The 25,701-nt window shown below is 62.8% G+C and carries 22 protein-coding genes; 13 read left to right on the top strand and 9 right to left on the bottom strand.

From position 1 onward, the window contains the following. Nucleotides 1–17: 17 nt before the first annotated feature. Nucleotides 18–3,530 carry a methylmalonyl-CoA mutase family protein gene (locus JM946_RS25680; RefSeq protein WP_203170239.1) on the bottom strand — a complete coding sequence of 1,171 codons (3,513 nt, stop codon included), beginning with the start codon at nt 3,528–3,530 and terminating at the stop codon, nt 18–20. A 167-nt stretch (nt 3,531–3,697) separates the two neighbouring features. Here JM946_RS25680 and JM946_RS25675 point away from each other — a divergent pair, with 167 nt between their 5' ends. Beyond that, on the top strand, nt 3,698–4,351 hold the full coding sequence (locus JM946_RS25675) for a TetR/AcrR family transcriptional regulator (RefSeq protein ID WP_203170238.1): 654 nt from the start codon (nt 3,698–3,700) through the stop codon (nt 4,349–4,351). Nucleotides 4,352–4,359: 8 nt separating this feature from the next. Here the strand turns inward: JM946_RS25675 and JM946_RS25670 are convergent, their stop codons facing one another. Next, nucleotides 4,360–4,713 carry an Hpt domain-containing protein gene (locus JM946_RS25670; protein WP_203170237.1) on the bottom strand — a complete coding sequence of 118 codons (354 nt, stop codon included), beginning with the start codon at nt 4,711–4,713 and terminating at the stop codon, nt 4,360–4,362. Continuing rightward, nucleotides 4,714–5,100, bottom strand: coding sequence for a response regulator (locus JM946_RS25665; RefSeq protein ID WP_203170236.1), 387 nt, complete (start codon nt 5,098–5,100; stop codon nt 4,714–4,716). Between the two features lie 308 nt (nt 5,101–5,408). Here JM946_RS25665 and JM946_RS25660 point away from each other — a divergent pair, with 308 nt between their 5' ends. After that, entirely contained in the window at nt 5,409–7,247 is a 1,839-nt protein-coding gene (locus JM946_RS25660; RefSeq protein WP_203170235.1) for a sensor histidine kinase, read from the top strand. Nucleotides 7,248–7,253: 6 nt separating this feature from the next. Continuing rightward, nucleotides 7,254–7,388 carry a hypothetical protein gene (locus JM946_RS31060; protein ID WP_269141106.1) on the top strand — a complete coding sequence of 45 codons (135 nt, stop codon included), beginning with the start codon at nt 7,254–7,256 and terminating at the stop codon, nt 7,386–7,388. Here JM946_RS31060 and JM946_RS25655 read toward each other — a convergent pair. Continuing rightward, the gene (locus JM946_RS25655; RefSeq protein ID WP_203170234.1) at nt 7,372–8,367 is read right to left on the bottom strand and encodes an isoaspartyl peptidase/L-asparaginase family protein; all 996 of its coding nucleotides are present in this window, start codon (nt 8,365–8,367) and stop codon (nt 7,372–7,374) included. The genes JM946_RS31060 and JM946_RS25655 overlap by 17 nt on opposite strands. A 247-nt stretch (nt 8,368–8,614) precedes the next feature. Between JM946_RS25655 and JM946_RS25650 the strand changes: the two genes are divergently transcribed. After that, nucleotides 8,615–10,642: a carboxypeptidase-like regulatory domain-containing protein gene (locus tag JM946_RS25650; RefSeq protein ID WP_203170233.1), complete on the top strand. Its 2,028-nt coding sequence runs from the start codon at nt 8,615–8,617 to the stop codon at nt 10,640–10,642. Between the two features lie 29 nt (nt 10,643–10,671). On the opposite strand, the gene JM946_RS25645 is transcribed toward JM946_RS25650, so the two are convergent. Continuing rightward, nucleotides 10,672–11,775, bottom strand: a complete 1,104-nt coding sequence (locus tag JM946_RS25645) for an alpha/beta fold hydrolase (protein WP_203170232.1) — start codon at nt 11,773–11,775, stop codon at nt 10,672–10,674. A gap of 86 nt (nt 11,776–11,861) precedes the next feature. Between JM946_RS25645 and JM946_RS25640 the strand changes: the two genes are divergently transcribed. Further along, complete coding sequence (locus JM946_RS25640; protein WP_203170231.1) at nt 11,862–12,458, top strand: DUF938 domain-containing protein; 597 nt, start codon at nt 11,862–11,864, stop codon at nt 12,456–12,458. A gap of 1 nt (nt 12,459) precedes the next feature. Here JM946_RS25640 and amaB read toward each other — a convergent pair whose 3' ends face one another. Further along, nucleotides 12,460–13,980, bottom strand: coding sequence for an L-piperidine-6-carboxylate dehydrogenase (gene amaB / locus JM946_RS25635; RefSeq protein ID WP_203170230.1), 1,521 nt, complete (start codon nt 13,978–13,980; stop codon nt 12,460–12,462). Nucleotides 13,981–14,216: 236 nt separating this feature from the next. Further along, nucleotides 14,217–15,239, bottom strand: coding sequence for a saccharopine dehydrogenase family protein (locus tag JM946_RS25630; protein ID WP_407700603.1), 1,023 nt, complete (start codon nt 15,237–15,239; stop codon nt 14,217–14,219). Nucleotides 15,240–15,412: 173 nt separating this feature from the next. On the opposite strand from JM946_RS25630, the gene JM946_RS25625 reads away from it, so the two are divergent. The 7 genes from JM946_RS25625 (at nt 15,413) to JM946_RS25595 (ending at nt 22,142) form a co-directional block, all read left to right on the top strand. Beyond that, on the top strand, nt 15,413–15,859 hold the full coding sequence (locus JM946_RS25625; RefSeq protein ID WP_203170228.1) for an Lrp/AsnC family transcriptional regulator: 447 nt from the start codon (nt 15,413–15,415) through the stop codon (nt 15,857–15,859). Nucleotides 15,860–15,950: 91 nt separating this feature from the next. Then, complete coding sequence (locus tag JM946_RS25620) at nt 15,951–17,171, top strand: putative DNA modification/repair radical SAM protein (protein WP_203170227.1); 1,221 nt, start codon at nt 15,951–15,953, stop codon at nt 17,169–17,171. A 2-nt stretch (nt 17,172–17,173) separates the two neighbouring features. Continuing rightward, nucleotides 17,174–18,565: a UdgX family uracil-DNA binding protein gene (locus JM946_RS25615; RefSeq protein WP_203170226.1), complete on the top strand. Its 1,392-nt coding sequence runs from the start codon at nt 17,174–17,176 to the stop codon at nt 18,563–18,565. A 28-nt stretch (nt 18,566–18,593) separates the two neighbouring features. Continuing rightward, a complete protein-coding gene (locus tag JM946_RS25610; protein ID WP_203170225.1) occupies nt 18,594–19,592 on the top strand; it encodes a ligase-associated DNA damage response exonuclease in 999 nt (332 codons plus the stop codon). Continuing rightward, nucleotides 19,589–21,223, top strand: coding sequence for an ATP-dependent DNA ligase (locus JM946_RS25605; protein WP_203170224.1), 1,635 nt, complete (start codon nt 19,589–19,591; stop codon nt 21,221–21,223). Before JM946_RS25610 ends, JM946_RS25605 begins: the two co-directional genes overlap by 4 nt. 90 nt (nt 21,224–21,313) lie before the next feature. Then, nucleotides 21,314–21,778, top strand: coding sequence for an NIPSNAP family protein (locus JM946_RS25600; protein WP_203170223.1), 465 nt, complete (start codon nt 21,314–21,316; stop codon nt 21,776–21,778). A 16-nt stretch (nt 21,779–21,794) separates the two neighbouring features. Continuing rightward, nucleotides 21,795–22,142 (top strand): GFA family protein, encoded by a 348-nt coding sequence (locus JM946_RS25595; RefSeq protein ID WP_203170222.1) that lies wholly within the window; start codon nt 21,795–21,797, stop codon nt 22,140–22,142. A gap of 16 nt (nt 22,143–22,158) precedes the next feature. Here JM946_RS25595 and JM946_RS25590 read toward each other — a convergent pair whose 3' ends face one another. Continuing rightward, complete coding sequence (locus JM946_RS25590) at nt 22,159–22,689, bottom strand: hypothetical protein (protein ID WP_203170221.1); 531 nt, start codon at nt 22,687–22,689, stop codon at nt 22,159–22,161. A 109-nt stretch (nt 22,690–22,798) separates the two neighbouring features. Here JM946_RS25590 and JM946_RS25585 point away from each other — a divergent pair, with 109 nt between their 5' ends. Continuing rightward, on the top strand, nt 22,799–25,198 hold the full coding sequence (locus tag JM946_RS25585) for an NADP-dependent malic enzyme (RefSeq protein WP_407700596.1): 2,400 nt from the start codon (nt 22,799–22,801) through the stop codon (nt 25,196–25,198). Nucleotides 25,199–25,290: 92 nt separating this feature from the next. Here JM946_RS25585 and JM946_RS25580 read toward each other — a convergent pair whose 3' ends face one another. Then, nucleotides 25,291–25,605, bottom strand: coding sequence for a PepSY domain-containing protein (locus JM946_RS25580; RefSeq protein WP_203170219.1), 315 nt, complete (start codon nt 25,603–25,605; stop codon nt 25,291–25,293). Nucleotides 25,606–25,701: the final 96 nt, after the last annotated feature.

Genomic DNA, 25,701 nt, shown 5'->3' with positions numbered 1-25,701 from the left:
GTGGGACCTGTTGGGGCTTACATGCTGCGCCGATACTGCCCGCCCACTTCGTACAGCGCGCGGGAGATCTGGCCGAGCGAACATACCTTAACTGCGTTCATCAGCTCGGCAAAGACGTTGCCGCCCGAGGTGGCCGCTTTTTGCAACCGGGCCAGGGCGTCGGGCGTATGCGTTGCGTTGCGCTGCTGGAAAGACTTCACGGCTGCGACCTGGAAATCCTTCTCCGCATCGGTGGATCGAATCAGCGCCACGCTCTTGGCGGCTTCGTTGGCGTCGGTTTCCGAAAGGAAGGTATTCACGCCGATCAGCGGCAGCGAGCCGTCGTGCTTGCGCTTCTCGTAATACATGCTCTCTTCCTGGATCTTGCCGCGCTGGTACATGGTTTCCATCGCGCCCAGCACGCCACCGCGCTCGGAGAGCGATTCGAACTCGCGATACACGGCCTCTTCCACCAGATCGGTGAGCTGTTCCATGAAGAACGAGCCCTGCCACGGATTCTGGTTGTTGTTCAGCCCCAGCTCCTTGTTGATGATGAGCTGAATGGCGACCGCGCGACGCACGCTCTCCTCGGTCGGCGTGGTGAGCGCTTCGTCATACGCGTTGGTATGCAACGAATTGCAGTTGTCGAACAACGCATACATGGCCTGCAGCGTCGTCCGGATGTCGTTGAACTGGATCTCCTGCGCGTGCAATGAACGACCGGACGTCTGCACGTGATACTTGAGCATCTGGCTGCGCGGGCCGGCGCCATACAGATCGCGCATGGCGCGCGCCCAGATGCGACGAGCGACGCGGCCGATCACGGCGTACTCCGGATCCATGCCATTGGAGAAGAAGAACGACAGATTCGGCGCGAAGTCGTCGATCTTCATGCCGCGCGCCAGGTAGTACTCGACGATGGTGAAACCGTTGGACAGCGTGAACGCCAGCTGGCTGATGGGATTCGCGCCCGCCTCGGCGATGTGATATCCGGAAATGGACACCGAATAGAAATTCCGCACCTTGTTGTCGATGAAGAACTGCTGCACATCGCCCATCATGCGCAGCGCGAACTCGGTGGAGAAGATGCAGGTGTTCTGCGCCTGATCTTCCTTGAGAATGTCCGCTTGCACCGTGCCGCGTACCAATGACATCGCCTCGGCGCGCAGCTTCGCATGCTCTTCGGCCGTCAACACGCCCGGGGCAATCAGCTGATCGCTGGTGATGCCCAGCAGCGCTATGCCGGAGCCATCGTGACCTTGCGGCAGATCGCCGTTGTAGCGCGCCAGGTCATATCCTTTGGAACTCATCTCACTGCGCAGCGTGGAAATGCGCTGCTCCGCCGCCTGCCAGCGACCTTCAGCTCGCAGGAACCGTTCGACCCGCTGATCGATCGCCGTATTCATGAACATGGCGAGCAGCATGGGCGCGGGCCCGTTGATGGTCATGGACACCGACGTGGTCGGCGCGCACAGATCGAAGCCGGAATACAGCTTCTTCATGTCGTCGAGCGTGGCAATCGATACGCCGGAATTGCCCGTGCGCCCGTAGATGTCCGGCCTCGTATCCGGGTCTTCGCCGTACAACGTAGTGGAATCGAACGCCGTCGAAAGGCGCGTTGCGCCGTGACCGCTGGCGAGATAGTGGAAGCGCCGATTGGTGCGCTCGGGCCCGCCCTCGCCGGCGAACATGCGAATCGGGTCTTCTTCCGTACGGCGATACGGATACACACCGCCAGTGTATGGATAGCTGCCGGGCAGATTCTCCGAAAGGATGAAGTGCAGCGTCTCGCCCCAGTCCTTGAAGCGCGGCACGGCGATCTTGGGCATGGCGTTGCCGCTCAAGGAAGTGACGTAGTTGTCGCCAGTCACGACCTTGTCGCGCACCTTGTATGAATACTTCTCGTCGCTGACGCCTCTGACCCGCTGCGGCCAGCGTTTCAGTTCGCCCACGCCTTCAGCGCCGACTTCATCCAGCGCCTTGTTATAAGCGGCGCGCAGCTCGCGTCGGGTGGCGTCGACGGATTCATCGTTGAGCGCCTCCTCGGGGAAGCGGTCCAGCGGTCCCGGCAATCGCGGGTCATGCAATGCGCGGAGCGACTCGTACAGTCCCGAGGCGCGCCGCGCGGCGTCGACCCTCGCTTCGATGTCCGCGCGAGCTTTGCGACCCGCGCCTGCGATCTCGGCGAGATAACGGCTGCGAGTGCCTGGAATCAGCGGATCGCGCGACACGAACTTGGTTGGCCCGACATCGCCTGGCGACCACTGCCGATCGCTCCGCTCCGGCCGCTTGGCATTGAGCAGCGTGCACAGCTCGGCAAACAAATGATTCACGCCGGGGTCGTTGAAGCGGCTGGCGATCGTGGGGAACACCGGCAGCTGCTCGTCCGGCAGGCGCGCGCGATCCGGATGATTGCGACGCCACTGCTTGCGCACATCGCGCAACGCGTCTTCAGCGCCGCGCTTCTCGAACTTGTTGAGGACGATCACATCGGCGAAATCCAGCATGTCGATCTTTTCGAGCTGGCTGGCCGCGCCGTATTCGCTGGTCATCACATAGGCCGAGATATCGACCATGTCGGCAATCTCGGTGTCCGACTGACCGATGCCGGCGGTCTCGACGATGATCAGATCGAACTTCGCCAGGCGCAGCAGTCCGATCACATCTTTCAGGACCGCGCTAGTCGCGAGGTTTTGCCGGCGAGTCGCGAGCGAACGCATGAATACGCTCGGCGCCGCCAATGAGTTCATGCGGATGCGATCGCCCAGCAAGGCGCCGCCCGAGCGACGACGCGTCGGATCCATCGCAACCACGGCGATGTTTCGATCCGGGAAGTGACGGACGAACCGTTGCAACAGTTCGTCGTTCAAGCTGGATTTGCCCGCGCCCCCGGTACCTGTCAGGCCGATGACCGGCGCGCCGCCCTGCACCTTGGCGATCGCCTTGCGGATCTCCTGACTCGCTGCATCCTCCTCGCCCGACGCTTCGAGCAGAGAAATAGCCTGCGCGAGCCGATGATGATCGCGAGGATCCAACGCGCTGCCTGCATCGAACATGTAGTTCGGCTTGGCTGCCGCAGCGACGCGCTTCATCACATCGTCGATCATGCCGTCGAGACCGAGGCGGCGGCCGTCTTCGGGCGTATAGATCTTCTCGACGCCGTGGCGCTCGAGCGCCTCCACCTCATGCGGCGCGATCGTGCCGCCACCGCCGACGATCACGCGTATGTGCTCGACGCCCTGCTCGCGCAGCATGTCAACCATGTAGGCGAAGTATTCGTTGTGTCCGCCCTGGTAAGACGACACGGCGATGCCATCCGCGTCTTCTTGAATGGCCGCCCGCACGATGTCCGCGACACTGCGGTTGTGGCCGAGGTGCACGACCTCCGCGCCATGGGACTGCAACAGTCGCCGGATCATGTTGATCGCGGCGTCGTGCCCGTCGAACAAGGACGCGGCGCTGACGAACCGCAACGGATGCGCCTCCGAGCGGGTGGCGCGATTGTCGGCACGGAACGGCAACACATTGGAAGCTTGGGCGGCGGTGTTCATAGCGGCTCGCCTCGGGGCGATTTAGAGCATTTCAAGGACGGATGGGGGCTGGATCCTAATTTACCGACGAGTATATTTAGAGCCACCCCGCCCGGTCAATCAGAGCCCCGAGCGCGGCGGCGTCAGGCTATGATCGGCGTCGATTCTCTTGAAGGAGCGGATTCCCGGTGGCAGGTCGACAAGCGCGCAAGAGCATTCCGCAACGGGCCAGCGGCCCGGCCCTGTGGGCCTCGGTGGGGGCGCGGGTGCGCGATCGGGAGCGCAAGCGGGATGCGGTCATCATGACCGCCGCGCGGGCGTTCCGGGAGCGCGGTTATCACAACACTTCGCTGGACGACATCGCCAGCGAGCTCAACGTCACCAAGCCGACCGTCTATCACTACGTCGAAAACAAGGAGCAGCTGCTGTTCGAATGTTTTCGGGCCGGCCTGGCCTTGATCATGAACGGCATCGAAGCACAGCAGGAATCGACCGCGACCGGGCGCGAGCGCCTCGCTGCCGTGATCGCGCGTTACGCCGAAGCCATCACTTCGGATTTTGGCTGGTGCATGGTGCAGGCGGAAAACCAGGACCTGAGCCCGACCATGAGCCGCAAGGTGAAGGCGCTGAAGTCGGAGATCGACCAGGGTCTGCGCAGCCTGATTCGCGCCGGCGTCGCGGACGGCTCGATCCGTCCCTGCGATGAAAAGATGACGGCGTTCGCGCTGGCGGGCGCGTTGAACTGGATCGCGCATTGGTATCGCAGCGACGACCAGCTCGCGGCCAGCGAAATCGCCCAGCGTTTCATCGAGCTGTTCGAGCTGGGTTTACAGCCGCGCTGAATACGACGTCAAGGCGGCGGGATTGACGCCGCCCGGGCCGCGCACGCCTTCTCGATCGCCGCTTGCAGTTGCCGATACAAATCGAGCATGCGCGGCTGATCGACTGTACCGGCGGCAACGAAGCTTGCCGCCAGCCGCTCCAATTCGCCGGCGCGATCGGCGATCTCGTTGAATCGCAACATCGCGCCGCTGCCATGCATGCGGTGAGCGAGCGTCTCGATTTCGCGCACCATGGTGAGATCGCCACCGGCTGCGGCATCGATCATGCCGCGCAGTTGCACGATCTCCCTGCTCACCCGGTCGAGAAAGCGGCCGGCGATCTGGATCATTCTGGCGCGCAGTTCCTGCGGCGGGTCGGGCATTCAAAGGGCTTCCCAGATACCGAACACATGCTCGGCCAGCAGCATGGGATCGAAAGGTTTGGCGATCACCGCCGCCGCTCCGAGCGCGCGAAAGCGCGCCACTTCCTGCGGCATGGCCTTGGCCGTCATGAAGATCACCGGAATGGACTGCAACTCGGGCTGGCTGCGCATCTGCTGCAGGGTGGTCGGCCCATCCATGTTGGGCATCATGACGTCGAGCAGCACCAGGTCCGGCCGGCTCGACTGCATGCTCTGCAGCGCCTGCAGCCCCGAGTCCGCCGTCTTCACCGACCAGCTGGGTACCAGGCCCAGCGCCATCTGCACGATCTCCCGAATGTCGGGCTCGTCGTCGACGTACAGAATCTCGCGCAGGCTGTCTCGATTCATTGCGGACTCGTCATTGTGGAGGCGCGACTGCCTTGCTCAAGTGCGCCGCGAAGCAGGAAACGGAGCCGCGCAGAGTCTCGGTCAACCGAATGCCATGCATGCGCGGCATCCGCCAAGCGGTGATGACGACAGGAAACTATTGAGCATGCAACAGTTCGAGGGCCGCGCCGCGTGTAGTTCCGGGGGTTGGCTCATCGAAGCGATCGCATTGTGTAGGCATATCAGCGCCTTATGCCGCGCGGCCGCCTGCGCCGCATGACAGCAGGTCACCGACAGCATTGGCATGAGTGATTCCCGTAGTTCCGTTTATGTTCGATGCAATCGGCGCCAGCATCGGCACTCACGGCCAGATCGATCGACAAGTCGCACGGTCACGAGGAACGTCTTTGGACCGACCGGACCCCACAGAACGAAGTATCAGAGACGAGCAGCTGCAGCTGCTGTTTGCAGCGCTGCCCTCCTCGCTGCTCGCGACGCTCGTGCTCTTGCTGTTGACGATCGCCGCAGCCGAATTGACCGGCGAAGTCGACATGAAGCTCACACTCATCGCGGCAATCGGCATCGGCAGCGTCACTGCCGCTCGCTTCGCGCTGTTGCTGGCCTACCGTCGCAACCCTCGGCGTGAAAACATTGCATGGTGGGAGCTGTTCCATGCTGGCTGTATCGTCGCCGGCGCAGCTTGGGGCACGGCCGCGGTGCTGGTATTTCCCGAGGGCGATACCGATGCGCAATCCTTTCTAGCGTTCCTGATCGCAGGCGTTTCGGCGGGCGCGGTGACCACGCTCGCTGCCGACAAACGCGCCGCGCTGGGCTTCGTGCTGCCCTGTGTGATGCCGCTGTCGATCAGACTGCTGCTCGAGCCGGGTGCGTTCAGCACTACGATGGGCATGATGACCGCGCTGTATGCGTACGTAATCGGTTCGGCCGGCCTGCGCCTGAGTCAGCACATTCGAGAGAACATTCTGCTACGCCTGCAGGCCAGCGAGCAGCAACGCGTTCAGGAACAATCCGAGCGCGCGCTCGCCGTCGCCAATCATCAGCTGCGTGACTTGAACGAGCGCTTCGTGCTCGCGACTCATTCCGGCGGCATGGGTATTTGGGACTGGGACGTTCAAGGCGACACGCTGACGTGGGACGACCGCATGTATGAAATCTATGGCGCGCCGCGCGACCTGACACCCAACATGGAATACATGATGCGCGTCTTCCATCCGGAAGACGCCGAACGTGCGCGCGGCGAGCTGATCGCCGCGCTCAGCGGCAAACAACCGCAGTTGCGCACGACGTTTCGCATCATCCGTCCCAGCGGCGAGGAGCGCGTCATCAGCGCTTCAGGCCTGACGCTGCGTAACGCCAGCGGCCGCGCCACCCGCATGACAGGACTGATCTGGGATATCACCGACGTACAGCGTGTGGAGCGCATGAAGAACGAGTTCGTTGCGACGGTGTCGCATGAACTGCGCACACCGCTTACGTCGATTCGTGGTTCGCTCGGACTGGTCGCCGCAGGCGTTGCTGGAAAGCTGCCCGACCGCGCAGCGGGTCTGGTTCAGATGGCGTTGAACAACTGCGAGCGCCTGACGATGCTGATCAACGACATCCTGGACATGGAAAAGCTCGAGTCGGACAAGCAGCGCTTCGATGTGCGGCGCATGGAGGTGAGCGAGCTGTTGATGCGCTCGCTGGAAGAGAATGCCGGCTTCGCGCATTCGTTGAACGTGCGCTTCGTGACGCCCGAGCCGCTTTGCAATGCCGCCGTGCTGGTCGACCCGACGCGCTTTTTACAAGTCATGGCGAACCTGCTGTCGAACGCCAGCAAATTTTCGCCACCCGGCTCGGCCATCGAAGTCACTGCACGTTGCCATCGGGGCAAGGTGCGCGTGGCCGTGCGCGACTTTGGCAAAGGTATTCCGCCGGAGTTTCAGCCGCGCATCTTCCAGAAATTTTCTCAGGCCGACTCGTCCGACTCACGCAGCCGCACCGGCACGGGGCTCGGGCTCGCCATCAGTCGCGCCATCATCGAACGGCTGGGTGGGCAGATCGGCTTCGACACCGGGCCCGGCGGCACGACGTTCTATTTCGAGCTGTCGGACGCCGATAGCGAGGCGGCATCAAGCTCCGCCGTGCATCAGTCGCAAGTCTCTTGAGGTGACATGAAAGTGTCGAGTTCGCGCCTGGTCAAATCGCGTCACTCCGTCACGCAATGGCTGGTGACCGTGCTCGATCGCCTCGACGATGTCGAGCACAGCAGGCCCGACGAAGACAAGCGCGTCAGCTCTCATCCTTGAAGATGCCGACAGTCACCGGCTGACCTTCGGCCGCCCGTGCTCGATACATGCCAGACGTATTGAAGCTCCAGGCCATCTGACCATCGGGTGCGACCGCGATGATGCCGCCGTCGCCCTTGAGCTGGGTGAGCTGCTTCTGGATCACTTCATCGGCCGCGGCCTGCAGACTCATGCCGCGATAGCGCACCAGCGAGCAGATCTCGTGCGCGACACTGAGACGGATGAAATATTCACCGGTGCCCGTCGCCGACACGGCGCAGGATCGATTGGATGCATAGGTGCCCGCGCCGATGATGGGACTGTCGCCGACGCGCCCCCAACGTTTGCCGGTCGTGCCACCCGTCGAGGTTCCCGCCGCGACATTGCCTGAACTGTCGAGCACCACCACGCCGACGGTGCCCTGCTTGCCTTCGTCATGCGCCAGGCCTTTGGCCGGATCTTCGCTCTGGATCCCGGTCGGCTTGGCCGGAACGGGCAACTTGTTGGCCTCGAGATATTTGATCAACGCATCCCAACGGCGCTGCGTATAGAAATAGCCGGGCTCGACCTGCTCCAGCCCCTGCTGTCGCGAAAACTCGTCCGCGCCTGTGCTCATCAGCATCACGTGCGGCGACGCTGACATGACACGACGGGCCAGCGAGATGGGATGGCGCGTGCGCGTTACGCCAGCGACCGCGCCCGCTTTCAACGTTTCGCCATCCATGATGGCGGCATCGAGCTCGTTACGGCCCTGGGCCGTGAACACCGCGCCACGACCTGCGTTGAACAGCGGGTCGTCCTCCATCAGGCCAATGGTGGCCTCGATCACATCCAGCGCCGGCTTGCCAGCCGACAGCAGCTTGGCCCCGTGCTCCGTGACTTTGCGCATGGCGTCTCGGTAGGCGCGCTCCTGCTCGGCGGTCAGTTGCTGACGTTCGATCACGCCCGCCCCGCCATGCACGACAATCGCCCAACGTGGGCCGGCTTCAGCCGCGCTCATTGCCACCCCCAAGCTCGCAATGCATGCCGTCCAGATTGTTCGCACGATGTGACTCCGTCCTTTCGACTGGCTTCGGATGATACTGGATGCGACCTGCTTCTCATTGCCCGCGAGGTCGATTTCACAGATTGCGAAATCGGCCAGCCACGTATCCCAAATTGGCAATGCGCTGAAAAACGCGGCTCTCTACCGTGGCCCGCATACCGCTCGCGCGGCTGACAAAAAACTGGCACTACAGGAGCATCCGATGATTTTCTCCCGGCACAGCCGCCGTCTGAGCACGGCGGTGCTGTCTACTTTGATGATGGCGCTCGCGGCCTGCAGCAGCAGCGACAATAACAATAACAATAACAACAACGGCTCGACCCCGCCGCCGACCAGCAACCCCAATCCGAATCCGCCGGCGCCGACCCTCAGTCGCCTGACCCTGACGGGCACGGTCACCGATGCTCCTATCGCTAACGCGGTGGTGACTGCGACCGTCGGCGCTGAAACGTTCACCGTCAACGCCGACGCCAACGGCAACTACAGCCTGGAGATCGAAATCGAAGAAGGCGCGACCGACGGCTTCGTGACCTTGTCCGCGCGCGGCGTTGGCTCGCAGTCGTACGTCGAGTTCACCAGCCTCGCCGGCACGTTCGCTTCACTACAGTCTCAGGCCGGCAGCGATCAAACGTTGTCAAACACCGAGAACTTCGCCACGCAGATCACCAACGTGAGCACCGCCCAGGCCGTGCTGCTCCGGGAAGCCAACGATGGCCAGCCCGTGACCAGCGAAGCTCTGCTGCGCTCGTTGTCGGCAAATCTGAACAGCCAGGAAGTGCTCGACCTCGCCACCGCCATCAAGCTGTTGGTCGACGACGCCGACAATTATCCGATGCCCGACGGCGAAACTTCGCTGCTCGATCTGATCTCCGACAGCACCGAGCGCGAGCAGTTCGTCGATGCGACCTACAACCAGAACCCGGCCATGTTTTCGAGCACACAGAGCGCGATCGTCAACGACAGCGCGCTGACGCAGCCGGTGAGCGCGGAGACGCTGCCCGCCTCGCTCACGGCGGCCATGCTGTCCGATGCGACCGACTTCACGTTCAACTACAGCAATCGCGTCCACAACTACACGTTCAACACCGACGGCACCGGCACGGCCGCGGCCGGCGACTGGCACAGGCAGACCACCTGGACCGTGGAGGGCTCGAGCGTCGTGATCACCTACGGCTCGACCGTGGAGGTCACTAGCTACGAACCCGCGGTATGTCCCGGCGACGCGATCCAGACCGAGGTGACATACACGAGCAACGGCGTGAAGCTCACATTGCTGAGCGATCGGGTGCTGGCCATCACCGAGACCAGCGAGATCTCTTATCCGTGTGACATCGAGCCGCGCACCGAGACCACGACAGTCGCTCGCACCATTCTCTCGGACGATGACTTCGAGGTGCTTGGGCCGGACGATCTGGACGACTCGAGCCAGTCGATCTATGTCTATGTCGACGGCCTCGGGGTGCGAGCCGACGTGGCCGATCTGAACGCCGATGGCACCGGCACCACCTGGGCCTTCAACAAGTCGTTCACCTGGGCGCTCGACGCGACCAGCCGCATCGTCGATATCTCGTTCGACGACGGCAGCGTCGGCCGCTATCGGTCGCTGGGCGAAGTGGACTTGGTGACCACGGATCTGTTCTACGAGATCGAGACACCGAGCGCCCGCTTCGTCGACGCCGGCGCGTCCGTGTATGCCGACCCCGAGCTGCCGCTGGTGTTCAACCCGGCCGAGATGCCGGGCCGCTTCTACCAGTTCGGCATGGGCATCGAAGGCTCCAGCGATTCGCGCACCAAGGGCTTCCGCCTGCGGTTCAACGATGGCGGCGCAGGCTCGCTCGAGAACGACCGTATCGACGGCGACGATCTCATGACCGAGACCGACAGCAACTCGCCATCGCTCGCCTTCTCCTGGATCGTGGACGGCGAAGACGTGGTCATCCAGCACACGTATCACATCGTGGATGACGTGTATGGCTGCGCGCTCATCGATGCCGACTGCATCGTTTGGGACATGCGCCACCTCGTGCCGCTGGCGCGCAACGGCAACCGTTATTACTGGATGGAGTACCGCCAGACCGCGCCGCCTGCAGGAACGCTGGACCAGGGCATCCCGACTACGCTGGTCCGCTTCTACGATTACGAGCCGCTCGGGGCGCCCGCGATCGTGAGCCACAAGTCAGCTGAGCTCAGCGCCCGCAAGCTCCGCTTCAACGGCGCAAGCAGGCGCTAAAGCGCGTACCCGCAGCCCACCGCGAAGGCTCAGCCTTCCGGTGGGCTCGCCAGCGGACGCACGTGCTCCAACAGACTCACGAGCATTTTTCCTGGCTCCTCCCACGGAATCATGTGGGAGGAGCGTTCGAACCAAACTCCTTTCTTGTTCGGCGCGGAAACCTTGTTCAACCACGCTTCGGTGGGTTGCGAGGGCGTGGTGTAATCGTGCCGGCCCATGAACATCACCACCGGAATCGGAAACTTCCGCACCCCCTTGAAATCGACCTGAAGGAACTCGGGCAGAATCTTTTCGAGCGTGAACACATTGCCCTGATCGATGGCGCACACGTCGGCCGCGGAGTATTCCGGTGACAGTCGGCCGGCGCGGAAGAAATATCTGGACGTTTCCCGATACGCGCTCATGCCGCCATAGAACTGCGCCCACTTGCGGGCAAGAACGATCCGCTCGCGCCTCAGCGGTTGATTGCCGGGATAAGGCGCGATGCTCTGCAGCTCCTTCAGCGCCTCTTGATTGTCGTGCAGCCTGGCCTGCTGCAAGCCGTGCTCGAAGCTCAACGCTTCGTTGTCGCGCACGTTGATCACCTGGCCGATGCCGACGTAGGCATGAAACAAATCGGGCCGCTTCAGCGCCGCGTGCATGCCGACGACCGTGCCCCAGCTGTGCCCCATCAGAATGAGCTTGCTCTTGCCGTAGCGCTTCTTCACATGCTCGGCGATCTCGATGGCATCATCGACGTAGCGCGGAATATGGATGGTGTCGGCGACCGGCTCGGGCGCATTGCTGACGAACGTCTTGCCGGCGCCGCGCTGATCCCAAGTCACCATGGTGAAATATTCTTCCAGCGGTCGCTGGAACTGCCACAGAGTCGGCGTAAGCGGCGACGCCGGGCCGCCATGGACGAACAGGATGACGGGGTTGGCGCGATCCTGGCCACGCACCGTGATCCACTGCTCGATGCCACCGATGCTCGCCTTGTAGGACTCCTGCACTCCGGTGGGAGCGACGATGCGACCGAGATCCTCGATCACCTCCCTCGCCGGTTGATAGGGCGCAATGTCCGGACAGTTCTGCGCATGGGCGCGCACGCCTGGCAACATGAGCAGCAGAATTGCGAACGTCTTTGCTTGCATGCGTGGTCCTCGCCAAAAGCGGCCCGAAAGCGGCCCAAAAGCGGCGTAGACTAGGCCGTCACGCTCGCACTGCCAAGCTCGCCGCCATGACGCCGCAAAAACCCATCGCACCCGCTTGCGAACGCAATCAAGGGCCTATTCTGGAAGTGCTCCGGCACTACTTCCACGATCGCCGGCGCGTGTTGGAGATCGGCAGCGGGACCGGCCAGCACGCCGTGTTTTTCGCGCCGGCGTTGCCGAATGCGATCTGGCAGACGTCCGATGTCGAGGAGAATCTGCCCGGCATTCGCCTGTGGCTGGACGATGCGGCATTACCCAACCTGCCGCCTCCCCTCGTACTCGATGTGACGGGCCCATGGCCGCAACAACGATTCGACGCCGTGTTCTCGGCGAACTCACTGCACATCATGCCTTGGACGGCCGTGGAGCAATTCTTCGCGGGCGTGGGTCGTGTGCTTGAGCCAGGAGGCGTGCTCGCCGTGTACGGGCCCTTCAACTATGGCGGCGCGTACACGAGCGATAGCAACCGTGAGTTCGATGGCTGGCTCAAACAACGTTCGGGTTCGAGCGGTATCCGCGATTTCGAAGCCGTTGACCGGTTGGCCAACGGCATCGGTTGCGAGCTCGTCAAGGACCACACCATGCCGGCCAACAACCGGCTGCTGGTGTGGCGGCGTCGTTAGTTCAGATATCGAACTTCACGCCCTGCGCCAGCGGCAGACGGGTGCCGTAGTTGATGGTGTTGGTCGCGCGGCGCATGTAGCCTTTCCAGCAATCGGAGCCTGCTTCGCGGCCACCGCCCGTTTCTTTCTCGCCGCCAAACGCACCGCCGATCTCCGCGCCCGAGGGGCCGATGTTCACGTTGGCGATGCCGCAGTCGGAGCCGAGCGCCGACAGGAAATATTCCGCTTCACGCAGGTCGTTGGTGAAGATACAGGACGACAGGCCTTGCGGGACTTCGTTGTGCAGGTGAATGGCGTCCTGCAGATTCTCGTATCTCATCACGTACAGAATCGGCGCGAAGGTTTCTCGGCGCACCACGTCGTCTTGCGAGTTCACTTCCACGAGCGCAGGGCGCACGTAGTAAGCGTCGTCGCCGAGCTCCGGTTGCACGCGCGTGCCGCCCAGCACCTTGCCGCCGATGGCGACAGCCTGTTCCAGAGACTGCTGCATGGTTTGATACGACTGCTTGTCGACCAGCGGGCCGATCAGCACGTCCTGGCGTCGCGGGTCGCCGATGGCCACGGAGTCATAAACCTTTTTCAGACGCGCCACGCAGTCTTCGTAGACCGCGGTGTGCACGAACAGTCGACGAAGCGACGTGCAGCGCTGCCCCGCTGTGCCCATCGCGCCGAACGCGATCGCTCTTAGCGCCAGGTTCATATCGGCGGTCGGCGCAACGATTGCGCCGTTGTTGCCGCCCAGCTCGAGAATGGAACGAGCGAATCTTGCGGCGAGTTTCGGCGCGACTGTTCGACCCATTTGCGTGGAGCCCGTGGCCGAGACCAGCGGCACGCGCGGGTGATCTACGAGGACTTCGCCGACGGCTCTTCCGCCGATGAGCAGTGTGGAGAGGCCTTCGGGCACGCCGCCGAACTTCGCTGCTGCTCGTTCGAACAGCGTCTGCACTGCTATTGCGGTCAGCGGAGTTTTTTCCGATGGCTTCCAGACCACCGGGTTGCCACAGACCAACGCCAGTGCGGCGTTCCAGGACCACACTGCGACCGGAAAATTAAATGCGGAGATCACGCCGACTACGCCGAGCGGATGCCAGTTCTCCATCAGGCGGTGATCGGGGCGCTCGGAAGCGATTGTGAGACCACACAGCTGGCGTGACAGGCCCACGGCGTAGTCGCAGATATCGATCATCTCCTGCACTTCGCCCTGCCCTTCCGACAGGATCTTGCCCGCCTCGAGCGTCACCAGTCTCCCCAAGTCCTCACGCGCCGCTCGCAACTCCTCTCCAAGCAACCTCACCAATTCGCCGCGCTTCGGCGCCGGCACCGCACGCCAGGCCATGAATGCCAGATGCGCCTTCTCGATCGCTTCGCTCGCCTGCTGCACCGTGCACTCCGGCACCCGCGCCACGATCTCACCGCTGATCGGCGACCTCGCCGGCAGACTGCCGTTGCTGAATCGCTCCGCCCGCACGCCCAGGCGCGCCAACGTTTCGGTCACATCTTGGATGACGTTCGATTGAGTCATGAAAGAATCCTGTCAATGAATGGCTGCACAAGCGCGCCGCCGGATGCGGCCATCGCAATCTGCGAAGGGCACCGCCGGAATCGGTTCCCTGCGACGGCCCGGCCCAGGCCGAGAAACATTTCTTCCGACGGGAGCGCCGTCGGCGGCTGCATCCTTTCCGGGCGGGCGAGCCAACGGAGGCGGCTTGCCTCTCCAGACGTGGGCGCCGCCGGAGGCGGCGCCAAAACTTTCAACTTTTATGAGCGGGGCGCGTACGCGCGCCCGAAGCGGTTCGCGAGGAACGTCGACAGATCGATGTCCTCCTGCCGAACGAAACCGCGAGCCGGAATCTGCCCCGCGGCAAGCAGATCGAGCACGCCAGTGATCCCCGCCGCCGTGGTGATCTGAATCGCACTCCGCATCACCCCACCCACCTCGGCGCTATAGATCTTGTTCGCGTACGTATCCTGCACCAGCTGCCCGTCACGCATCCCGCTGACCGTCACGAACACGATCACCACATCCTGCAACGTTGCCGGCAACGCATTCTCCAGGATGTCCTTGAGCACATCGCGCCGATCTCGCAGGCGCAGATCGTTCAGCAACGCCTTCATGATGGCCGCATGCCCGGGATAACGAATCGTTCGATAGTTGAGATTGCGCACCTTGCCCTGCAAGGTCTCGCACATCGACCCCAAGCCACCCGACGTGTTGAACGCCTCGTAAGTCACACCGTCGAGCGAAAACTCCTCCAGCTCTTCCATCGGCGGCACTTCGCGACGCTCGCCATTGACGATGGCTTCGCAGGGCTCGCAGTACTCGTTGATCAGCCCTTCCGTGCTCCACGTCAGATTGTAATTGAGCGCATTGGAGGGAAACTTCGGCAGCGCGCCGACCCGCATACGCACGTCATGCAGCGTGTCGAATCGACGAACCAGATCGTAAGCAGCGATGGTGATGAAGCCCGGCGCAAGGCCGCACTGAGGAATAAACGCCGTCTGCGCGCCCTCCGCCAGGCGCTTCACCTTGCGCGTGGTCGCGACATCTTCGGTGAGGTCCAGATAATGCGCGCCGGCTTCCTTGGCAGCGACGGCAATGCCGCCCGTCAAATTGAACGGCACCGCGCTCAGCACCGCAAAGCTGCCCTTGAGCAACTCGCTCAAGGCGCGCGGATCGGTGACATCCACCGCCTTGGTCTCGATGCTCGGGCTCAAGCCGTTGAACCGGCCCACCGCGCGATCCGCCAGGGTGACTCGATAGTCGCCGCTGGCGGCGAGCATATCGGCAATGGTGACGCCGATCTTGCCGGCGCCTGCGACAACGATGTGTTTCATGCGGCCATTGTCGGGAAGGTCAGCGCCAGCCGGTATTGCCAAAGCGCCGAGCTGCCGGCAGTGTTTCGGCGTTTTGTCGGTTATCCTCGTCAGTTCGCCGTGGACTCGTTCGATTTCGCATGAAGCAGCGCCCGCAACCTTTGGATTCCGTCGATCAGCAACTGATTGCCTTGTTGCGGGAGAATGCTCGCGCCCCGACCGCCGCCCTGGCGCGCAGCCTCGGTCTGTCGCGCACGACAGTGCAGAGCCGGATCGAACGGCTGGAGCGTTCCAAGGTCATCACCGGTTACTCCGTGCGCCTGTCGGAAGCGCAGGAGCGCGGCGCCGTTCACGCCTACATCATGATCACGGTCAAACCAAAACACGCCAGCCAGGTCGAGCGCGAAGTGCGCAAGCTGAGCCAGGTTCGCGTCCTGCAAGCGGTGAGCGGCTCGTTCGACATGATGGCGCTCGCCGTGGCCGACTCGATCACCGATATGGACGAACTGATCGACGCCATCGGCGAGCTCGACGGCGTCGAACGCACCACCTCGTCGATCGTGCTGTCCACCAAGTTCGAACGCTGAAACCTGCCATTTTTTAGCGTCTTGAGCGCGTTCCCCTGACAGCGATCGTGCCAGCTTGCGCGCGCCGCGCCGACTGTATATACAGCCAGACATGGAGCTGGAGACCAAGCTGGCCATTCTGGCCGATGCCGCCAAATACGATGCCTCGTGCGCCAGCAGCGGCGCGCCCAAGCGCAGCGCCGCGCCGGGCAAAGGCATGGGCTCGACCACCGGCATGGGCATCTGCCACAGCTACACGCCCGACGGTCGCTGCGTGTCGCTACTCAAGATCCTGCTGACCAACTTCTGCCTGTACGACTGCCTTTACTGCATCAACCGCCGTTCGAGCGACATCCCGCGCGCACGCTTCTCGGTGCAGGAAGTAGTTGACCTGACTCTCTCCTTTTACAGGCGCAACTACATCGAAGGTCTGTTTCTCAGCTCCGGCATCATCCGTAACGCCGACTACACGATGGAGCAACTGGTGCTGGTGGCCCGCACCCTGCGTGAAGAACACGAGTTCCGCGGTTACATCCATCTCAAGACCATCCCTGAAGCCAGTCCGGAGCTGGTCGAAGCCGCGGGGCGCTACGCAGATCGACTCAGCGTGAATATCGAACTGCCCACGCGCGAGGCGCTGACCACGCTGGCGCCGGAAAAAAGCGATGTTTCCATCAAGCGCGCCATGGGCGAGATCCGCTTGAAGCTCGACGAAAAGGCCGAAGCCGGCGCCAAAGCGCCGAAGTTTTCTCCGGCCGGTCAGAGCACGCAGCTCATCGTGGGCGCGGACGACAGTTCGGATGCGTCCATCATGGAGACGGCCGACACGCTGTATCGCTCATACAAACTGCGCCGGATCTACTATTCCGCGTTCAGCCCGATTCAGCGCGCCTCCGTCCGACTGCCCAATCGCGCGCCGCCGCTGATGCGCGAGCATCGTTTGTATCAAGCCGACTGGCTGATGCGTTACTACGATTTTTCGCTGAGCGAGCTTTCCCAGGCCATGCCGGGCGGCAAACTGGATCTGAACGTGGACCCCAAAACGACCTGGGCGCTGGCCAATCGCGATCAGTTTCCGGTCGACGTGAATACCGCCGAGCGGCACATGCTGTTGCGAGTTCCTGGACTGGGGGTGCGCGTGATCGATCGCATCATCAGCTCACGTCGCCACCGACGGCTGCGCTACCAGGACTTGAAAACGATGGGCGCAACGCTCAAGCGCGCGCGCCATTTCATCTGCACCGTCGATTATCGACCATCGCAGGGCGAGCGCGATTCGGACGGCCTGCGCCGCGCATTGATCAGCAACCCGCAGCAACAATCGTTGTTCTGAGTATGTATTCGGCCAGCGTGCAACAATATGTGCAGTGGCGAGAGGTGGCGCGTCCGCTGCTCACCGCCGGCATCGTCCCGGAGGACATGGAATGGCGCGTGGGTCCGCGCTTCGAGCCTCTGGCGTGGACAGACCCTGCAACCGCCATCGCAAACACGGCGCCTCTGCGACTCTCGCGTCGCCTGGTGGAGCTGCTGGAAACCATCAGCTGCTTTCGCCACGACGGTCGATGGGATTTGATGTATCGCCTGGCCTGGCGCTGGTTGCGGCACCCACATTTGCTGGAAGACGCCGCCGATCCTGACGTCCACCGCGCCATGCAGATGGAAAACGCGGTCAATCGCGAAGTTCATAAGATGCATGCCTTCGTGCGCTTCCGCGAAATGACCGACGAGCAAGGCGAAAAGAAATACTTCGCATGGTTCGAGCCCACGCATGAAGTGCTGCGTCTCGGCGCGCCGTTCTTCTGCAAACGCTTCCCGAACATGGAATGGATGATCGCTACGCCCGACGGCACGGCATTGTGGCAGGACGGCGCGTTGCAATTCATCGAGACGCCCGATAAGTCCTCACTGCCCAAGGCCGACGCGCACGAAGGGCTGTGGCGCACGTACTATCGAAACATCTGCAATGTTTCGCGCATCAACCCACCCGCCATGCGGCGTGAAATGCCCCAGCGCTACTGGCGCAACCTCCCCGAATCGATCGAGATTCAGAATCTGTTGCGCGACGGTCAGGCGAGCTTCGAGCAGCGCCAACGCGAAGCGATCGACGTAGAGCTGACCAAAGCTCGCGCCATGCAGCGCGCGTTGGCCGACTTGCCCGATTACTCCGGAGGACCGGCGGCCTGCCGGCGTTGTGATATCTGGCGTCATGCGACCCAGGCCGTCCTCGGCGAAGGCTCGAACTCGGCCGCGATCATGCTGGTCGGCGAGCAGCCCGGTGACGAGGAGGATTTGCGCGGTCGGCCGTTCGTCGGGCCAGCGGGCCGCGTGCTCGATGCTGCACTCCGAGATGCCGGACTGGAGCGCAAAGAGCTCTACATCACCAACGCCGTCAAACATTTCAAATGGCAGCCGCGTGGCAAGCGCAGACTGCACAAGCGACCCGAAGCGGCAGAAATCGCCGCCTGCAATCATTGGCTCGAAGCCGAAGTGTCACAGGTCAAGCCTCGCATCATCGTGGCGCTCGGTGCGTCGGCGCTGCGCGCCATCGGCGGACTGACGGATTCGATCGATTCCGCCCGTCAGCTGCAAATTTCACATGCCAGCGGCGCACACATCGTTTGCACCTACCATCCGTCCGCTATCCTGCGAGCGGACGCCGCCAACGCCGATACATTGCGCACCCACCTGGTGGATGATTTACGGCGGGCGCGGGAACTCGCCGCCTGAGGACTCGCTTCATCCATAGATGCCCGCAATGCCCCCTCCGCTGGTGACGGTCACCGAGAACGGCCTGTACTGCCCGGCCGGTGAATTTCACATCGATCCGTGGCGACCTGTGCCCACGGCGGTCATCACTCACGCGCACGGCGACCATTTACGTTACGGCAGCACGCGTTACCTGCTGGCCGAGCCCGGCGTGGCCATCGCACGCCATCGCCTTGGCATGGATCACGAGCTCGCGCCGATAAAATATGGCGAGCGGCTGCAGCTGGGCGCGACCACGATCTCGCTGCATCCCGCCGGTCATATCCTGGGCTCGGCGCAAGTGCGCATAGAGCACCAGGGCCACGTGTGGGTGGTCTCGGGCGATTACAAACGTCAGCCCGACCCGACCTGCGCGCCGTTCGAGCCGCTCCAGTGCGACGTGTTCATCAGCGAAGCGACGTTTGCGCTGCCCGTGTATCAGTGGCAGCCCACCGGCGAGGTCGTCGAAGAAATCTACGAGTGGTGGCGGGCGAATCGCGAGCGCGGCCTGGCCTCCGTGCTGTTTTGCTACGCCCTGGGTAAAGCGCAGCGCGTGCTCGCAGAGTTGCGCGCGTTCACAGATGAGACGGTCTATCTTCATGGTGCCGTCAACGTCTTGACCGATGTGTATCGCCAGCAGGGCCTCGCGATGTTGCCGACCATGCCGGTCACCGGCGAACGCAAGAGCGACTATCGCGGCGCTTTGATCATTGCCCCTCCAAGCGCCGCCGGCACGCCCTGGATGCGTCGGTTTGGCGACCATTCCAGCGGCTTCTGCTCCGGCTGGATGCGAGTTCGCGGCAATCGTCGCCGGCGCGGGTACGATCGTGGCTTCGTGCTCTCGGATCACGTCGATTGGCCTGGACTCATCGAAACTTTCAAGGCCACTGGCGCCCGTAAGATCCTGCTGACTCACGGTTACTCCGATGCGCTCGCTCGCTATCTGAATGAGCTCGGCATTGCAGCCGGCGCACTCGAGACGGCGTACGGCGACGAGGAGCAGCAATGAGAGCCTTCGCCGCGCTGTACGAAGAACTCGACACCACGCAATCCACCAATCTGAAGGTGGCGGCCATGTCACGTTACTTTCGCGCAGCGCCACCGGCCGACGCCGCCTGGGCCACTTACATTCTGTCGGGTCGGCGGCTGAAACGCTTCATCGGCCCGGCCTTGTTGAAGCGCTGGCTGATCGAAGAAGCCGCATTGCCCGAGTGGCTGATCGACGAGTCATACAGCTCGGTCGGTGACCTGGCAGAAACCATTGCCCTGCTGACCGCCGGCACCGCTCATGGCGACTCGAGCTCGGACGATACGGCCCTCGCCGACTGGCTCGAGGAGCGACTGTTGCCGCTGCGAGATGCCAGCGACGACGTGCGGCGACAAACCATTACAGGTTGGTGGCGTGAGTTGCCCTACCGCCAATGTTTCCTGTTGAACAAGCTGCTGACAGGTGAATTGCGCGTGGGCGTCTCGCAACTATTGGTGACGCGCGCGTTGGCGGATGTCACGGGCATCGAGCGCACCGAGCTCGCAGGGCGCCTCATGGGCGAGTGGCAACCCGGCGCGCTGTTCTGGCAAACGCTGCATGCTGCGGAAAGTCCACGTTCGGATCCTGCCGTGCCGTATCCATTCTTTCTCGCTTCGCCGCTGGAAGGCGACCCGGTTCAACTGGGCGAGCGTGCCGACTGGCAAGCCGAATGGAAATGGGACGGCATTCGTGGCCAGCTCATTCGCCGCGCCGGCGAATGTCATCTCTGGTCGCGGGGCGAAGAGCGCATCACGGAGCGCTTTCCTGAGATCGTCGATGCTGCCGGTTCGTTGCCCGACGGCGTCGTGCTCGACGGCGAGGTGGTCGCGTGGAAAGACGGCCGCGTACAACCCTTTGCTTTGTTACAGCAGCGCATCGGACGCAAGAAGTTGACGGCCGCGATCTTATCGACCGTGCCCGTGCGATTCCTCGCTTATGACTTGCTCGAGCTCGATGGCCAGGATTATCGCTCCACGCCGCTGCGTGAGCGTCGCGAGCAGTTGGAGAAGTTGCTGCAGCAGGCATCTCCGCTCATGGAAGTGTCACCCCTGGTCGCCGCACCGACTTGGGAAGCACTGGCTGCGGAGCGCGCCGAATCGCGAAAGCGCAATGTCGAAGGCCTCATGCTCAAAGCGCTGGATTCCAGCTACGGCACCGGGCGCCAGCGCGGCGCCTGGTGGAAATGGAAGATCGATCCGCATTCGTTCGACGCCGTGATGATCTACGCGCAGCCCGGTCAAGGTCGCCGCTCCAATCTCTACACCGACTACACGTTCGGCGTATGGCGCGACGGAGAGCTGGTGCCCGTAGCCAAGGCGTATTCAGGGTTGAGCAATTCAGAAATCTCGCAACTGGATCGCTGGATCCGCGCGCACACGGTGGAGAAATTCGGCCCGGTGCGCTCTGTCGAACCCACGCAGGTGTTCGAGCTGGCGTATGAAGGCATCGCGGCGTCGGGACGACACAAGTCGGGCATCGCGCTTCGGTTTCCTAGAATCGTGCGCTGGCGCACCGACAAGCCCGCCAGCGAAGCGGACACGCTTGCAGATCTGCAAGCCATGCTCACCACGACGAGCGGCGACGCTCCTGACGCAGCCCCCGGAAGCAGCTAACATTTGAACGCGCGTACTGGTGCGCACACGCCAGCCTCGACCGCGCTTGGCGCGGAACGACACACTGAATGAATCGTGCAGGAGATCGGGATGACTACGGGTTGCTTTCGTCGCGCGGGTCTGTTTCGTGCAATTCTGTCAATGCTGGCCGCATTGTTATTCGCTGCTGTGCCACCGACCGCGAGCGCTGCGCAGCCGCCGGAAGTCATCCATCAATTGCGCGTGTACGAGATCTTCGAAAACAACAAGCAGGCGTTTCACGAGCGCTTTCGCCATCACGCCATGCGCATCATGGCCAAGTACGATTTCAAAATCGTCGCCATGTGGGAAACGCAACTTCACGGCCGCACCGAGTTCGTGTATCTGCTGCAGTGGCCGGACCAGATCACCTTGCAGGATCGCTGGGCCAAATTCATGGCCGACAAGGAATGGGCCGAAATCAAGAAGCGCACCGGCGCGCAGCACGGGAAGCTGGTGGGCGACATCGAAGACCGTATCATGACGGTGACCGATTATTCACCGAGCAAGGTCTTCCAACGTCCCGTGCAGCTCTAACACGCAGGTAGGACCCATGAAATATTCAGGCAGCTGTCATTGCGGCGAAATCGCTTTCGAGTTCGAAGCCGCGTTCGATGAGGTCATCGAATGCAACTGTTCGCATTGCAGCCGCAAGGGTTATCTACTGACGTTCGTGCCGCACGAGCAGTTGCAGCTCAAGTCGGGCGAAGCGAGCCTCGGCACCTATACGTTCAACAAGCACGTGATCCATCACCACTTCTGCAAGCGCTGCGGTTGTGCGCCGTTCGGTGTGGGCGCCAAGCCCGACGGCGGCAAGATGGCCGCGGTCAACGTGCGCTGTCTGGAGAACTTCGACCTGGCGAGCGTCAAGCGCAAGCCGGTGGACGGTAGGTCGTTCTGATCGAGCGACCGAACGCCTATTGGTTCGCGAGCGCGGGCGAATAGCTTTGGGCAAGCGGCATTGGCTCCAGCGCCAATGCCAGCGCCTCGCGCGCCAGCTCGATCAGGCGCCGGGTGCAATATTCATATTCGCCGCGAGTCACGATGATGGCCAGCGACACAGCGCCACCCTGCTCCGTCATGCGCAACATCGCCCGGCCAGGATCCACTCGGATCGCGTCGACGCGCCCCACATCGAGGCGAACAGGATCGCGCGCCGGCGCTTGCGCCGTGCGCACCAGAGCTTTCAAGTCTCGAAACAACGCCGAGCCGGCGCCCGCTTCAAGCAGGCCGGTGAACGTCAAGGTCGCCGCTTCGATATCGATGCGTAGACGGCTGACCCGCCCGTCCGGCCATTCGATGTCCAAAGGCATGCGGCCGACGCGCAGCTTGCCTTCCTGAAAGCCGCGCAACGCGCCGCGCTCCACCAGGGCACGCAAGGCCGCGCAAACCGCCTTCACCTCTTTCGAGCGGCGGATGGGCGCCACGAAGTCACAGGAGTGGGTCATATCCGAGTGATTACTCAAGTGCTGGTACACCTACTTATCGGTAGGCGGGCATAGGATAGGCGCTCGCGGCAGTCGGCTCCAGTCCCTTTTGCGCAAGTTTCATGCAGGAATGCCGCGAATCGAATACAGTGACGCCCCCATTTCACGGTCGATCCTTCAGCCACGTTCAATGAGTCAAGACAGCTCCTTGTCAGCGAACGCGCGGGACAATCTGCGCCAGGCGGCCCTCGACTATCACGAGCGCCCCACGCCCGGAAAGCTGGCCATCACGGCCACCAAGCAATTGACCAACCAGCGTGACCTGGCGCTGGCTTACTCACCCGGTGTAGCCGCGGCCTGCGAAGCCATCGCCGCCGATCCGCTCAATGCATTTCGTTACACCGCGCGCGGCAACCTCGTGGCCGTGATCAGCAACGGCACCGCCGTGCTCGGCCTCGGCGCGATCGGCCCGCTGGCGTCCAAGCCGGTGATGGAGGGCAAGGCGGTGCTGTTCAAGAAGTTCGCCGGCATCGACGTGTTCGATATCGAGCTGGACGTAAACGACCCCGAGCAGCTGGTCAACGTGATCGCCGCGCTCGAGCCGACTTTCGGCGGCATCAACCTCGAGGACATCAAGGCGCCGGAGTGCTTCATCATCGAGCGCCGCCTGCGCGAGCGCATGAAGATCCCGGTGTTTCATGACGATCAGCATGGCACCGCCATCATCGTCGCGGCCGCCGTGCTCAACGGTCTGCAGGTGGTCGGCAAGGACATCAAGTCGGTGAAGCTGGCGGTGAGCGGCGCTGGCGCGGCGGCGCTGGCCTGTGTCGATCTGCTGGTCGACATCGGCTTGCCGCGCGAGAACGTGTGGCTCACCGATCTTGCCGGCGTGGTCTATGCCGGCCGCAAGGAATTGATGGATCCGGAGAAGGAACGTTTTGCGCAAGCCACCGAGCAGCGCACGCTTGCGGAAATCATCGTCGATGCGGACATATTCCTGGGCCTGTCCGCCGGCGGCGTGCTCAAGCCGCAGATGGTGGCGGCCATGAAGCCCAAGCCGCTGATCCTGGCGCTGGCCAATCCCACGCCCGAGATCCTGCCCGAAGAAGTCGCAGCCGTGCGCAGCGATGCGGTGATGGCGACCGGGCGCACCGATTATCCGAACCAAGTGAACAACGTGCTGTGCTTCCCGTACATATTCCGGGGCGCGCTCGATGTCGGCGCCACCACCATCACGCGCTCCATGGAGGTCGCGGCCGTGCATGCGATCGCCGAACTGGCGCGGCAGGAACAGAACGACATCGTGGCCAGCGCCTATAACACGGAAGATCTGACGTTCGGGCCGCAATACATCATTCCGAAGCCGTTCGATCCGCGCCTGATCGTGAAGATCGCGCCGGCGGTCGCCAAGGCCGCGATGGACAGCGGGGTGGCTACTCGGCCCATCGACGACTTCGACGCCTACGGTCAGAAGCTGCAACAGTTCGTGTATCACAGCGGCACGTTCATGCAGCCGGTGTTCGCCGCCGCGCGCCGTGTGGCTCCGGAGAAAGCGCGCATCATTTTCGCCGAAGGTGAAGAGGAACGCGTACTGCGCGCCGCGCAGATCGTGGTCGATGAAAAGCTGGGACGCCCGATCCTGATCGGCCGCCGCGCCGTCATCGACAAACGCATCCAGAAATACGGGCTGCGCCTGAAACGCGACGAGCATTTCGGCCACGTGGATCCGGAGAACGATCCGCGCTATCGCGAATACTGGGAAGATTATCGTCGCATGATGGGGCGCCAGGGCGTCACCGCCAAATACGCCAAGCTCGAGATGCGCCGTCGCTCCACCTTGATCGGTGCGATGCTGCTCAAAAAAGGCGAAGGCGACGGCATGATCTGCGGCACCATCAGCAGCAGCAGCCGACATCTCAAATACATCGATCGGGTGCTCGGCAAACAGCCGGGCACCTCCGCCTACGGCGCCATGAGCGCGCTGGTGCTGCCGGATCGACAACTGTTCATCGTCGACACGCACGTGAATCTGGATCCCACGGCGGAGGAGCTGGCGGAGATCACGTTGATGGCGGCGGACGGCGTGCGCAAGTTCGGCATCGAGCCCAAGGTCGCGCTGATCTCACATTCCAACTTCGGCACCAGCGATGCGCCCTCGGCATTGAAAATGCGCAAGGTGCTGGAACTGGTGCGCGCGCGTGCGCCGGAGCTGGAGATCGATGGCGAAATGCACGGCGATTCGGCCCTGGACGAAGCCATCCGTAAAAAAGCGCTGCCGGAAACCACCTTGCAGGGCCCTGCCAACCTGCTGGTGCTGCCGAACCTCGACGCCGCCAATATCGCTTACAACCTGCTGAAGACTGCCGCCGGTCAGAACGTGGCCATTGGGCCCATCCTGCTCGGCTGCGCCGCGCCGGTGCACATTCTGACACCGTCGGTGACGGTGCGCCGTATCGTGAACATGGCCGCGCTCGCGGCCGTGCATGCGAACGCGGCCAACCAAATTACGCTGGGATTGTCCTCGCCCTGATGTGAGAAGGCCCGCCCCTTCGGTGACGAAGAGGCGGGCTCGATCGGAGCGCTGACTCGCGCTCCCCCGATGGGCTCAATCGATGGGCTCGATCAATCGTCGAACCGATGCGCCAGCATCTCGCCGTTGCGGCGATCGACGACCACGTCGATTTCGCGGCCCTGAGCGTCGTAACCGTCGACCTCGGCGATCAGGTCGTGGATCTCGATCTCCTTGACCTTGATGCCCTGGGCCGTCAGGCGGCTCTCGATGTCGCCGGCGCTCAGTGCATTGGCCGGCACCTCGACGAGCTTCTCCTGGGCGGCCTGCTGGGTCTGCGCGTAACCCACGCCCGCCACCGCGGCCAGGCTGGCAACAGCGGCAATCAACCCGGTACGCAGGCCGGTCGAACGCGTCTGAATATTCATCTGGGTGCTCCTGTGTAAATTGCTGAAAAATGGGCGACTGGTCAGGAAGCGAACCAACCTGAACCTTGTGCCATGGGCCGTAATGTACGAGCACGC

This window comes from Steroidobacter gossypii (assembly GCF_016801985.1).
Taxonomy (GTDB): domain Bacteria; phylum Pseudomonadota; class Gammaproteobacteria; order Steroidobacterales; family Steroidobacteraceae; genus Steroidobacter; species Steroidobacter gossypii.
Note: the sequence above shows the minus strand (reverse complement) of the source record. Positions and strands in the feature narration are given on the sequence as shown.

What these genes read in the sequence shown, in the direction of transcription:
- JM946_RS25625 (WP_203170228.1), top strand. Translation starts at nt 15,413, where the DNA reads ATGAAGCAGCGCCCGCAACCTTTGGATTCCGTCGATCAGCAACTGATT.
- JM946_RS25615 (WP_203170226.1), top strand. Translation starts at nt 17,174, where the DNA reads ATGTATTCGGCCAGCGTGCAACAATATGTGCAGTGGCGAGAGGTGGCG.
- JM946_RS25665 (WP_203170236.1), bottom strand. Translation starts at nt 5,100, where the DNA reads ATGAATCGAGACAGCCTGCGCGAGATTCTGTACGTCGACGACGAGCCC.
- amaB (WP_203170230.1), bottom strand. Translation starts at nt 13,980, where the DNA reads ATGACTCAATCGAACGTCATCCAAGATGTGACCGAAACGTTGGCGCGC.
- JM946_RS25605 (WP_203170224.1), top strand. Translation starts at nt 19,589, where the DNA reads ATGAGAGCCTTCGCCGCGCTGTACGAAGAACTCGACACCACGCAATCC.
- JM946_RS25610 (WP_203170225.1), top strand. Translation starts at nt 18,594, where the DNA reads ATGCCCCCTCCGCTGGTGACGGTCACCGAGAACGGCCTGTACTGCCCG.
- JM946_RS25600 (WP_203170223.1), top strand. Translation starts at nt 21,314, where the DNA reads ATGACTACGGGTTGCTTTCGTCGCGCGGGTCTGTTTCGTGCAATTCTG.
- JM946_RS25640 (WP_203170231.1), top strand. Translation starts at nt 11,862, where the DNA reads ATGACGCCGCAAAAACCCATCGCACCCGCTTGCGAACGCAATCAAGGG.
- JM946_RS25680 (WP_203170239.1), bottom strand. Translation starts at nt 3,530, where the DNA reads ATGAACACCGCCGCCCAAGCTTCCAATGTGTTGCCGTTCCGTGCCGAC.
- JM946_RS25670 (WP_203170237.1), bottom strand. Translation starts at nt 4,713, where the DNA reads ATGCCCGACCCGCCGCAGGAACTGCGCGCCAGAATGATCCAGATCGCC.
- JM946_RS25580 (WP_203170219.1), bottom strand. Translation starts at nt 25,605, where the DNA reads ATGAATATTCAGACGCGTTCGACCGGCCTGCGTACCGGGTTGATTGCC.
- JM946_RS31060 (WP_269141106.1), top strand. Translation starts at nt 7,254, where the DNA reads ATGAAAGTGTCGAGTTCGCGCCTGGTCAAATCGCGTCACTCCGTCACG.
- JM946_RS25655 (WP_203170234.1), bottom strand. Translation starts at nt 8,367, where the DNA reads ATGAGCGCGGCTGAAGCCGGCCCACGTTGGGCGATTGTCGTGCATGGC.
- JM946_RS25650 (WP_203170233.1), top strand. Translation starts at nt 8,615, where the DNA reads ATGATTTTCTCCCGGCACAGCCGCCGTCTGAGCACGGCGGTGCTGTCT.
- JM946_RS25590 (WP_203170221.1), bottom strand. Translation starts at nt 22,689, where the DNA reads ATGACCCACTCCTGTGACTTCGTGGCGCCCATCCGCCGCTCGAAAGAG.
- JM946_RS25645 (WP_203170232.1), bottom strand. Translation starts at nt 11,775, where the DNA reads ATGCAAGCAAAGACGTTCGCAATTCTGCTGCTCATGTTGCCAGGCGTG.
- JM946_RS25630 (WP_407700603.1), bottom strand. Translation starts at nt 15,239, where the DNA reads ATGCTCGCCGCCAGCGGCGACTATCGAGTCACCCTGGCGGATCGCGCG.
- JM946_RS25620 (WP_203170227.1), top strand. Translation starts at nt 15,951, where the DNA reads ATGGAGCTGGAGACCAAGCTGGCCATTCTGGCCGATGCCGCCAAATAC.
- JM946_RS25660 (WP_203170235.1), top strand. Translation starts at nt 5,409, where the DNA reads ATGTTCGATGCAATCGGCGCCAGCATCGGCACTCACGGCCAGATCGAT.
- JM946_RS25585 (WP_407700596.1), top strand. Translation starts at nt 22,799, where the DNA reads ATGCCGCGAATCGAATACAGTGACGCCCCCATTTCACGGTCGATCCTT.
- JM946_RS25595 (WP_203170222.1), top strand. Translation starts at nt 21,795, where the DNA reads ATGAAATATTCAGGCAGCTGTCATTGCGGCGAAATCGCTTTCGAGTTC.